The sequence below is a fragment of the Paenibacillus darwinianus genome (genome assembly GCF_000598065.1).
Lineage (GTDB): Bacteria > Bacillota > Bacilli > Paenibacillales > Paenibacillaceae > Paenibacillus_I > Paenibacillus_I darwinianus.
Genome location: NZ_KK082164.1, coordinates 31,211 through 42,380 on the forward strand (window position 1 = coordinate 31,211; position 11,170 = coordinate 42,380).

At 54.6% G+C, this 11,170-nt stretch carries 6 protein-coding genes and 2 pseudogenes; 7 read left to right on the top strand and 1 reads right to left on the bottom strand.

Annotated features, from left to right (window positions below; all coding sequences use genetic code 11):
* The 6 genes and pseudogenes from BG52_RS09050 to BG52_RS09075 all read left to right on the top strand — a co-directional run.
* Window positions 1-239: pseudogene (locus BG52_RS09050) on the top strand (NAD(P)/FAD-dependent oxidoreductase); the annotation flags it as partial.
* A gap of 948 nt (window positions 240-1,187) precedes the next feature.
* Entirely contained in the window at window positions 1,188-1,649 is a 462-nt protein-coding gene (locus BG52_RS09055) for a glutathione peroxidase (RefSeq protein WP_036582271.1), read from the top strand.
* Between the two features lie 25 nt (window positions 1,650-1,674).
* A complete protein-coding gene (locus BG52_RS09060; protein WP_051587949.1) occupies window positions 1,675-2,772 on the top strand; it encodes an asparaginase domain-containing protein in 1,098 nt (365 codons plus the stop codon).
* A 102-nt stretch (window positions 2,773-2,874) separates the two neighbouring features.
* Entirely contained in the window at window positions 2,875-4,536 is a 1,662-nt protein-coding gene (locus tag BG52_RS09065; protein ID WP_036582309.1) for a glutamine--tRNA ligase/YqeY domain fusion protein, read from the top strand.
* A gap of 246 nt (window positions 4,537-4,782) precedes the next feature.
* The gene (locus BG52_RS09070; RefSeq protein WP_144340776.1) at window positions 4,783-5,610 is read left to right on the top strand and encodes a tyrosine-protein phosphatase; all 828 of its coding nucleotides are present in this window, start codon (window positions 4,783-4,785) and stop codon (window positions 5,608-5,610) included.
* 36 nt (window positions 5,611-5,646) lie between these two features.
* The gene (locus tag BG52_RS09075) at window positions 5,647-7,800 is read left to right on the top strand and encodes an S-layer homology domain-containing protein (RefSeq protein ID WP_190287511.1); all 2,154 of its coding nucleotides are present in this window, start codon (window positions 5,647-5,649) and stop codon (window positions 7,798-7,800) included.
* A 64-nt stretch (window positions 7,801-7,864) separates the two neighbouring features.
* On the opposite strand, the gene BG52_RS09080 is transcribed toward BG52_RS09075, so the two are convergent.
* Complete coding sequence (locus tag BG52_RS09080) at window positions 7,865-10,324, bottom strand: O-antigen ligase family protein (RefSeq protein WP_036582276.1); 2,460 nt, start codon at window positions 10,322-10,324, stop codon at window positions 7,865-7,867.
* A gap of 248 nt (window positions 10,325-10,572) precedes the next feature.
* Between BG52_RS09080 and BG52_RS15660 the strand changes: the two are divergent.
* Window positions 10,573-11,170: pseudogene (locus BG52_RS15660) on the top strand (glycosyltransferase family 1 protein); the annotation flags it as partial.

Here is an 11,170-nt window from a genome sequence, read left to right on the forward strand (position 1 = left end):
ATGATGTCCGCTCGTCGTTGGTGGGTCAGCTGGGCGCGAAGCTGGCGGGCAACCGCCATATCGTCGTCGATCCGCGCACCAAAATGACGAGCATCCGCCATGTCTGGGCCGCAGGGGACGTTGCCCTTCATTCGGAGCAGGCCGCGATTGCGATGGGAGACGGCAATCAAGCCGCGATCTGGATGCATAAAAGCTTGATCGGCCGCGTTAATTGGAGCAAAGTCAGTACATTGCCGTGACGCACTCGTTGTTCAACGCATATAGATAAACGCTTGTCAAATCGCTAAGGCGCATGCCATCGAGCCTCATGAAGATGGAGGGATAAAGGTGGGCGAACACAAATAAACAGGGAAGCCGCTTATGTGTTCATAACCGGCATCCCTCATTTATATTCAATGAACTATTCAATTGTACCAAGCACACTCCAATCGACAACTTTCGTTGTTTCCCTTTATTTTTTGTTGCTTAACTTACTTTAAATTCCTTGCTTCCCTTGCGGGATGTTGCAGGGCATTGCCTGCTTGCAGGTGTTGCTTGTTTCCTTCATGGGGTGTTGCCTGGCATTCCATCCTACGAGCATCTCCCGGTCCCCGCATATCCAGTCGCCAACTGTACGACGATTATCATCTCGCCCTCGTGCTGACGGTTTTCGTCCGCTTGACGCGTCGCGCTGTCAAACGGCTTAAAGATATGCTTCGCTTACTTGTTTCAACGGTCTATCCCCTCTCCGATTTGATATTTATATCATTTCCAATCCAAGACGGTGAATCCAAAGGGATTCGTTGTCGTCAGAGCGACCATGTCCTGAATTGAAAGATATAAACGCGGTATCGTTATCGGTGATATGTCGTTGTTGCTTGTCTTGATTATAACTGTCCGTTTAAATATTGTAAATATTCAGATAACTTGATTTTTCCCGGAAAATCCTGGTGTGCCCACCGATCGGCGGCGGATGCTCCGGATTTCTCACGATTTCTAATCATTTCTCGATCCGATAAAGCTCCCCCTTATTCGAACGGAGCAAGCCGGGGATACGGAACGATTGTGGAGGGATCGGCGGGATGAGTAATGAATAGTTTTTGACGCGTCGAAATTGACATGATAAAGTGTAGGCACATGGCGGCCGGGGAGTGCGTGAAGGCCCGTTAGAGTGCCGATCCATGAGTTAAATGGAGGAGGAATCGCGCATGTCGGTTTACCCGTTCGCAGCCCGTACGATCAAGGGCGGAGAGACTTCGTTGGAGGCTTTCGAAGGCAAGGTGCTGCTCATCGTCAACACGGCCAGCAAGTGCGGTTTGACGCCGCAATACGAAGGGCTGCAGCAGCTCTACGATACATATAAAGATCGCGGGCTTGAAATACTCGGTTTCCCGTGCAACCAGTTCGCGGAGCAGGAACCGGGCAGCAACGAGGAGGTTGAGCGCTTCTGCAGCGTCAATTACGGCGTGACGTTCCCGATGTTCGAGAAAGTCGACGTCAAGGGCGAGCATGCCCATCCGCTGTTCGTGTATTTGTCGGGAGGCGATGGGGAGAAGATCCCCTGGAATTTCACGAAGTTTCTTATCGATCGGCAAGGAAATCCGGTGCGGCGGTTCGAGCCCAAGACGGCGCCCGAGGCGTTGAAGCCGGACATCGAGGCGTTGCTGTAAAAGGTTGACGGAAGGGGGAATATGCGTGCAAGACGCAATCCGGGTCGTCTTCACAGGCGGCACGATCGGCAGCCGCAAAAGCGGCAAGGTCATCGATGTTGACGGTGCGACGGCGTTCGACCTGCTCGGGCGGTACCGCGGTCTTGAACGGGCGCGAGATATCGCCTTCGATACGGCGCAGCCTTATCAAGCGCTTAGCGAGAATTTGAACCCGGCGCATTGGACGGCGCTGATCGCCTGTCTGCTCGAGCCCACGCCGGAGCAATACCGGGGCGTGATCGTGACGCACGGCTCCGATACGCTGCCGTTTACTGCGGCGGCGCTCAGCTACGCTTTTGCCCATGCGGGGGTCCCGATTGTGCTTGTCGCCGGAGACTATCCGCTGGACGACGGGCGCAGCAACGGGCTGCGCAATTTCGCGGCCGCCGTGGATTTCATTCTGGATGCCGCGCTGCCGGGTGTGTATGTGACGTGGGCGAACGACCCGGGCGACTGCGCGGTTTACTTGGGAACGCGGCTCACCGAGGCGCTCCCGTTCACCGATCGGTTCGACGGCCCCTACGGCACGCCTCTCGGCTATGTGCGGGAAGGGAGGTTCGAGTCCGCGCCTCACGAGGTGAATCCCAAGCTGTCCGAGCTGCGTGCCGAACGGTTGCCGGTCGTGCCGCCCGAGCAGGTGCGCTTTTCCACCCGAATCCTGTTTATCCGTCCTTATCCGGGGCTCGACTATGGCTTGTATCGTTTCAGCGCGGTTGAAGGGGAGGAAGAGGATGGCGGCGACTGCCGCAAGCCGGCGGCAGTGCTTCACGGGCTGTACCATTCCGCCACTGCAAACGTACAGGCTGCGGACGGCTTCCGCTCCTCGTTCGAGGACTTTGCGGCCTATTGCGCCGCGCGGGGCATCGATGTCTATGTCGCGCCCGTGAAGGCGGCGGATGCCGACCAGTATCGTTCGGCCGCCGGTTTTCTCGGCCAGGGGCTGGTTGTCGGGCTGCCCAAAATTTCGGTAGAGGCGGCGCTCGTTAAGCTGATGCTCGCCTACGGTACGTTCGATTCAACCATGGAGCGCGACCGTTTCCTGGGGGGCAGCGTCTTTTTCGAGCATCATGAGAGCGAGGGATGATGGCCGCGCCGCGCGTTCCGCACGGAACGCTCTTATATTACGCCTCAATATTGTGTATGATAGGAGGATATAAATTTTCATCGCTGGGAAAGGTTGATCGCCATGGAGAACAAGACATCCTCCTCCTCTAACTTCATCAAAAACATCGTCATCGACGATCTCAAGGCCGGCAAGGTGAACGAGATCGTTACGCGCTTCCCGCCCGAGCCGAACGGTTATCTGCATATCGGACATGCGAAGTCGATCTGCCTCAACTTCGAGCTTGCCGATGAGTTCAACGGGCGGACGAACCTGCGGTTTGACGATACGAACCCGGTTAAGGAAGATACCGAATATGTCGAATCGATTCAGGAGGACGTTCGCTGGCTCGGCTTCGAATGGGACGAGCTGCGCTTCGCCTCCGATTATTTCGAGGAGCTGTATGAGCGCGCGGTGCTGCTCATCAAGAAGGGCAAAGCTTACGTCGACGATCTGAACGCGGAGCAAATACGCGAGACGCGCGGCACGCTGACGGAGCCGGGTACGGAAAGTCCTCATCGCGGACGGAGCGCCGAGGAGAATCTGGATTTGTTCACGCGGATGCGGGCCGGCGAGTTCAGGGACGGGGAGAAGGTGCTCCGCGCCAGGATCGACATGGCTTCGCCGAACATCAACCTGCGCGATCCCGTCATCTACCGGATCTCGCACACGCATCACCACCGGACGGGAGACACCTGGTGCATTTATCCGATGTACGCTTACGCTCATCCGCTGAGCGATGCGATCGAGGGGGTGTCGCATTCGATCTGCACCCTCGAATTCGAGGATCAAAGGCCCTTATACGATTGGGTAGTGGCGGCATGCGAGATGGAAGCGACGCCGCATCAATACGAATTCGCCCGGCTCAACCTGACCAACACGGTGATGAGCAAAAGGAAGCTGAAGCTGCTCGTGGACGAAGGCGTGGTTGACGCCTGGGACGACCCGCGCATGCCGACGATTTCGGGGCTGCGGCGCAAAGGGTATACGCCGGAGGCAATCCGCGCGTTCTGCCGCGAGATCGGCGTAGCCCGGGCGTACAGCACCGTGGATGAGCGGATGCTGGAGCATTTTATCCGGGAGGATCTGAAGCTGAAGGCGCCGCGCACGATGTCGGTTCTGCAGCCGCTGAAGGTCGTGATTACGAATTATCCGGAAGGACAGCTGGAATATCTGGAAGCGGACAACAATCCGGAGAATCCGGAGATGGGCGTGCGCCTGATTCCGTTCTCGCGGGAGATCTATATCGAGCAGGACGATTTCATGGAGAATCCCCCGGCGAAATATTTCCGTCTGTTCCCCGGCAATGAGGTGCGGCTCAAGAACGCCTACTTCATTAAATGCGAGGAAGCCGTGAAGGACGAGGCAGGCAACGTGATCGAGCTGCGCTGCACGTACGATCCGGAGACGAAGAGCGGCACCGGCTTCACCGGACGAAAGGTCAAGGGGACGATCCACTGGGTTGAAGCCTCGCAGGCGGTTCCGTCCGAGTTCCGGCTCTACGAGCCGCTCATCACGAATGAGGCGGAGGACGACGGGAAGGCGTTCCTCGAATGCATCAATCCGAATTCGCTCGAGGTGCTGCAAGGCTTCGTCGAGCCGAACATGCAGGGTGCGGCGGGCCACGACAAGTTTCAATTTTTCCGCCACGGCTACTTCAACGTCGATCCGAAGCTTTCGGCGGACGGCAGGCTGGTGTTCAACCGAATCGTGTCGCTTAAGAGCTCCTTCGATGCGAAGGGTTAAACCGTCGGCTTCACAATAAAACGATAACGACCTCCTCGCCGGTATGTGAAACGGTAAGGGGGTCGTTGCCGTTTAGGTGCTGGAAATCGCACGGAAAAGACAGCACCATTTGTAAGCGATTAAATTATTCGTTTGGAGTTTTATTGCGATTAAAACCGTTATAAATTATTCTTTTTGAATAAAAAACACTTTCTATAGTCAGAAATTGTATGCTACAATGAAAAGTGCCTTGCAGTGTAAATTTCTATGAGTGGAGTTTACCATAACCATTTCATCTCGCAGGTGAATCCGATGATGATCGATGTTCATACCCACATTTTGCCCGGTATTGACGACGGAGCGGCCGATTGGCAGGAGACGCTGCGGTTGGCGCGGGCGGCGGCTGCGGAAGGCATCGCGAAGCTGATTGCCACTCCTCATCACGCTAACGGGCATGTCCTGAATCCGGCCGGCGCTGTGCTGGAATTGGTGCAGGAGGCGAACGACCGGATAACCGAAGCCGGAATTCCGCTGACCGTGCTGCCGGGTCAAGAAATCAGAGTGCACGGCGAGCTGCTGGACGCCTGGACCCGCGGCGAGCTGCTGGCGCTTAATCGATCGCATTATCTGTTGATCGAACTGCCTGCGGGATTTATCCCGAAGGGGTTGACCGATCTGCTGCATGAGCTTGATATGCTCGGCTTGCGAGCGGTCATCGCCCACCCGGAACGCAACGCGGAGATCGTCCGGCATCCGGAACGGTTCGGAGAGCTGATCGAGGCCGGGGCGTTCGGACAGGTCACGACGCATTCCTTGCTGGGCGGCTTCGGCAAGCAGATTGAGCGGCAGGCGTGGTCGCTGTGCGGACAGGGCTGGATTCATCTCGTGGCATCCGATGCGCATCACGTTGACCGGAGGGGTTATCGTCTGCGGGAGGCTTATGCGAGGATCGAGCGGGAGCTGGGCGCGGCATGGAGGCACACGGTTGAAAATAACGCCGGTCGGCTCATCGTCGGCGGCAGCCTGGAAAGCAGCCCGAAGATTCATGCCGGCGAACGCAGCTTATGGAGAAGGATATCCGGCATTTTTACATAAAATACAGGAATGGGTAGAGGTGAGTGGGGAATGACATTGAAGAAGAAACTTGCAGTAACGACACTGGCGGCAGCGGTTGCGGTCTCGGCTTTGGCCGGGCTGCCGCAGAGCCCGAAAGGCCTCGCGGAGAAGATGGGGTTCACGCAGACGGCAAGCGCGGCCGGGAATGAGTTCCTCGACCAGCCATTCATGGACAACCTTGCGGCGCTTCGCGGCAAATTGACTGCCGGAGATTTGACCAGGATTCGCCAAGCCCGGGCTATGCTGAAAACCAGGTTTCTGGATCCTGCGGCGGACGGCAATCTCGAACTCATTCGCGTTCCTATTAACAAAATAGAAGCAAAAGGAGTGAGCCTTACCGCCGACGAAGAGAAAGAGCTGTATGGCTTCTTCGCCGCACTGGTGACCGTTCCCTACGACGTGGACGGCGAACATATCGAGGAGATCCGAAATCGCCCCCCGCTTCGCGCGGTACTGAACAAGCTGGCCGCCAATACGTCCGGCGCGAACCAGGTTACGGATCTGACCGTCGCGCATATCGTCGGATTCATTTCCTCCGTTGAGGAAGAGGGCCTGAAGATTCTTCAAGGCAAGTCGCTCTCCGAGCTGTATGCCATCAATGACAGCCGCGAGAAACGCAACGAGGTTCTGCAAGCCGTCTTAACCAACGTCATGGCCAAGGACAACCCGGTGACCCGAATAGTAAAGGATTACGGAATCGATGCCGCTATAACTAAAGATGTTATTCTCGGTTTTAACGGTAAATTGACGGTCGATGAGAGATCCGCCGTGAGAGATGCGGCGATTCGAATCGGGCTTGGATTCCTTGCGTTGAATACGCCGGCTCCGAATCCGACACCGACTTCCCCGGGGATCATCGTACCGCCCGCAGAAAGGCCGGCCGGGCTTGCCAATGATGCGGCAGTCAAGCTGGGCGAGTTGGCGGATAACATCGCCAATGCGACGGGTGAAGCGCGCAAGCGGCTGATTGAGCAGGTGCTTGCCGCTGCGATAACGGCGATTACGGAGATCGGGAACTTCAATGCATCCGGTAAAGCGGTAACCGTCGGCGGTGAAACGACGGTTCAACTTGGCATTAGCGATTTGAAATCGACGATCGATGCCATCAAGAAAGTGGTGGATGCCCTGAAAGCTGTCGCGCCGGACGCCGTGGCGGAGCTGCCCGAGCTGATATTGACGGTCAAGGTGGATTCGGCGACAGGCAATGCCGCCGAAGTCGGACTGGATGCCGCAACGATTGCCGCAGCAACCGCAGCAGGAATCGCAGGGGTGCAAATCGAGCTTGGCAGCGGCTTTAGCGCGATTCTTCCGCTGGGAGGGCAGATCAATGGCGCTGCCACATTAACGGTATCGTCCCAGGCCATTCATCAGGATGGAGCGGCATCCGATGCGTTTGAGCTTGGACTGACGGTCGACGGTAAAGCGGTAACCGCGTTCGACGAGCCGATTGAAGTAAGTATCCCGCTTACAAATGCGGCAGGCAAGGATGAGCAGCTGCTCGCTCTGGCGAAGCTCGATGAGGGCAAGCTGCGCATTGTCGGGGGCAAAGTCGTCAACGGCAAGCTGGTCGAGAAGCGCAGTGAATTCTCGCAATATGTCGTTGTCGAGAACAAGGTCTCCTTCAACGATATCGCGTCGGTGCAGGCATGGGCAGGCCGCCCCATTACGGTTGTGGCAGCTAAGGGATCAATTAACGGCAAAGCGGCGGGCGTATTCGCGCCCACAGATAAAGTGACCCGTGCGGAGTTTGCGACAATGCTGATCGGCGCCCTGGATCTGGAGAGCCGTTCGGCAACGGAAAGCTTTATCGATGTCCAAGGAACGGAATGGTTCGCTCCTTACGTTGCGGCTGCGGTGAAGCATGGCATCATCACCGGCCGTTCGGAGACGGTATTTGCGCCGAGCGCCACGATTACCCGCGCCGAGATGGCGGCCATGATCAGCCGTGCGGTCAAAGTGACAGCCCGGGTGCGGGAAGTAACCGATGCGGATGCGGCGCTCAAAGGATTCTCCGATGCGCCGTCGATTAATGCGAGTTTGAAAGCCGGCGTCGCACTGGCCGCAAGCAAAGGACTCGTCATCGGCAACAAAGGCAAATTCAACCCGAACGGCACGGCAACCCGCGCCGAGGCTGCGGTGGTGATCTACCGGGCGTTGAATGTGAAATAAGCAGAGGATTAATTGGCCGGACAACACGACAACCACGTCTCAGAGAGACGTGGTTGTCGTGTGTTCATCGGGGGTTTAAGACTTCATCCAGCAGGGCTTGCTCATCAGGATCGGCTTGCAGCAGCTTGTTGAATGACTCACCGTCTTTTTGACCCAATTTATTCAGGGCTGCAAGATAATATCTTACCGATTGACGCACGTAGGGATTGGTATAATCGCCCTCTCTCTGAGCGGACAATACGTTAACAGCCTTGGCATAATCTTGCTTATCGTAATAGATTTGACCGATTGCCTGCGCCATTATTGGCGTGACGTAGAAAGCCCGGCCCTGAAGCTGGCCTTCGGGAAGCTTCTGCTCTAAATCCTTCATTTTTACAACAACCTGATCATGCCATTCAAGTGCTTTCTGCCAGTACACTTTTTGAGTGTCCCCGTTGCTTTGTTGGCCTAGCGTGAAGTACTCCAATACCGTCGCTTCATAGAACCGGATGTCCCATTGGAATTTCCTGATGCCCTCTTCTAACAGGGACAGCGCATCGGCGTTTTGTCCACGTGCTTTCAAGCCACGATATGCCGCTAACAGGATGGAACGATTGTAAGGCTCCGAAAGCTGTGCCCGGTTGAGGAGGAGTTTTCCTTCATCGCGATATTTATCGTCGCCGGTGGCTTGGTAGGCTTGGCTCATCCAATCGATTTTGGTCAGCATAAAAGCCGGATTATAAGGTGAAAGCTTCAAAGCGCGATTCAGATCGGGCAGCAGGTTGTCCAGATTTTCCTGCTTCTGTACCGCCAGGTACATGCTGTTCTCATAGAATCGAATGGCCTGATATTCCCGGATGGACCAGACAAGCATGCCGCAGGAAAGCAAAATCAGCATGAACGGATAGACTAGACGCAGCCATGCGCGTTTGCTCATTACAGCCATAATCGTCGCAGGAGCTTTCAGGTCGGACGGAGCGGCCATCGCGCCCAGCGAGAAAAATACAATCGCCGCCAGATAGAGATAGCTCATGTCGAAATCGATCATGCTGTGCAGCAGGATCGCGATCGCGAAGATGTAGAACGTCAACCGCCTGCTCTCATAGAAGGCCTCGTCACGCCGCAAGCGGAGCAGCGCAAGGAAGCTGAAAGCGAAGAGCGCGAGCACGATCAGCAGGCCGAGCCAGCCGATCTCCACCAACGTTTGCAGGAAGAAGTTATGGGCTTGCCGGCTGACATACGGGTTGTTCTGGTATTGTTCGTACAGAGACGGCCATGCACCCCCGCCGGCGCCGAGCAGCGGATAGTCCCGCGACACCTTAAGCGCATCGACATAGAACGTTTTCCGTTCCAATACGCTTTGCTGCTGGAAATTGATATTGGCGAAACGGCTGGCGATCGATTCGGGCAGGAGTCCGTTCATGCTGCTGCTTGCCCATAACAAGAGAACTCCGGTCAGAACGGAAACAACCAAAGCCGATGGAACAAAGATGCCGGACCATTTTCTCAACTGCAGCCGCTCTGTCTTGATGCTTAACCATTGTTCCAGACGGGTGGACAGCAGAAAACTAAGTGAAGCCGTCAGGGCAGAAGCCCCGATCAAGATCAACCAGCTTTGCAGCGGCAAATCGCTGAAAGCAGAGATGGCCTGTGCCGGCCGTTCACCTTGCGGTTGTACGACTGCTGCGATTCGAATATAATTCTCGGTAATTTTACCCAATATGGCCAACGACAAAACACCGGCTATGAAGAAATGAACCAAAAACCAGATTTGCTGCGCCAGGCGAAGCAGCGGCAGCGTCAGCAGAACGAGGATCGGCAAGAGAACGATGGCTCCCCGCGAATAAGTGAGGAACAGGGAAATGATCATCGGAACGAGCATGAAAGCGTGAACCATCCGGCCGTACCATTTCGTCGATTCCGTCAGCAAATAAAGCGCGGCGAGAATGGCGGCGGACAGAAAAGCGGCATAGGCGTTGGAATATTGAAAAACGGATGTGAGACGATAGCCGTTGTCCGCCAGCCACAGACCATCCGGGTAATAGATTTGGCCGAATGCATTCAACCAGCCGAAAATCACTACGAGGTAAGCGGCTGCCTGCAGGGCAAACGCGATGATCCGACTCGTAATCTTATGTTCTGTGAGGAACAGACCGATAATGTATAAAGCGGCCAGTGCAAACATCACCAGCGTCATGAGTGAAGCGTAATAACGGGAGACCGCGCCGATGGAAGACAGCGAATAGAAGAGAGGGATGAACATGGCGATCATGGAAAGATAGGATTGCATGCGATCGACCTGCCACTTCCAGCACAAATAGATGCTGAAGATTAGAAAGAGCAGGGATGTGTAGATGATCGCTCCGTAAATGCGTCCTTCAAACGTGACGTCATAGCCGTTGAAGAGCGCGGCTTTGAAGGGGAAGATGAAGAGGAAAGCGATGATTCCTAGTACGGCTATTAAGTGAAGCAAAGAGAATTCGGCGGATGGTATGTATTTAAATTTTTCACTCGCTTTTTTGCGTTTTGAGGCATTACCTTTCATACAAAATTCTCCTTTATTTGTCGAATGCTTTTAATAGTATGAATAAGGTATTATTTTATCAGACACCAATCAATATTGCTATACAATTGAGTTGCATATACGCAGGCGCCAAGACAGATTTAGCGTTAAGCTGCGCTCTAAGAGAAAAGGGTAGTTTTTGAATATGTAATTTGCTAATATTATTTGACAGGACAAGATTCGTCATAAAGCGGCACAATCCATTTTTTTCGGCGGTGTTTATTATCAGAATGTTATATCGTTTGTTGTATCGTCTTGCTGTATTCTCGAAGAGGCTGCTGGCTCCTTTATTACCGCCAGCCGTGAGACAGAGCGCAAAACGCACGCTTTTAAAACTCGCTTTTCCCATACGTCAAGCTGCAGAGGCTTCCTTCAATCGTGATTCTAATCTACGGGAAGGGGTTAATTTAATCGGATACGCTCGGGCCGAGATGGGGATTGGGGAGTCATGCCGGATTGCAGCAAGAAGTATGACGGCCGCTGGTGTTGAATTTGGTATTTTGAATTTCAGAGGAACGAACCCCGCAAGAATGTCGGATACAACGTGGGTTCACAAAGAGACGGTTCAGCCGTCCTTTGATGTAAATATTTTTCATATTAACGCCGAGCAAATGACCGAGATCTATGCCTATTTCGGTAATCGAATTTTCGACGGAAGATACAATATCGGTTATTGGCATTGGGAACTTTCCGATTTTCCGGACATTTGGCTCGATGGTTTCAGCTTCTTGCAGGAAGTATGGGTACCTTCCACTTTCGTGGCGGACAGCATCGCCCTGAAGAGCCCTGTTCCGGTTGTTAAAATTGGCTCTTCGCCGCTAGCAATGT

What these genes read in the sequence shown, in the direction of transcription:
- BG52_RS09055 (WP_036582271.1), top strand. Translation starts at nt 1,188, where the DNA reads ATGTCGGTTTACCCGTTCGCAGCCCGTACGATCAAGGGCGGAGAGACT.
- BG52_RS09065 (WP_036582309.1), top strand. Translation starts at nt 2,875, where the DNA reads ATGGAGAACAAGACATCCTCCTCCTCTAACTTCATCAAAAACATCGTC.
- BG52_RS09070 (WP_144340776.1), top strand. Translation starts at nt 4,783, where the DNA reads ATGAGTGGAGTTTACCATAACCATTTCATCTCGCAGGTGAATCCGATG.
- BG52_RS09080 (WP_036582276.1), bottom strand. Translation starts at nt 10,324, where the DNA reads ATGAAAGGTAATGCCTCAAAACGCAAAAAAGCGAGTGAAAAATTTAAA.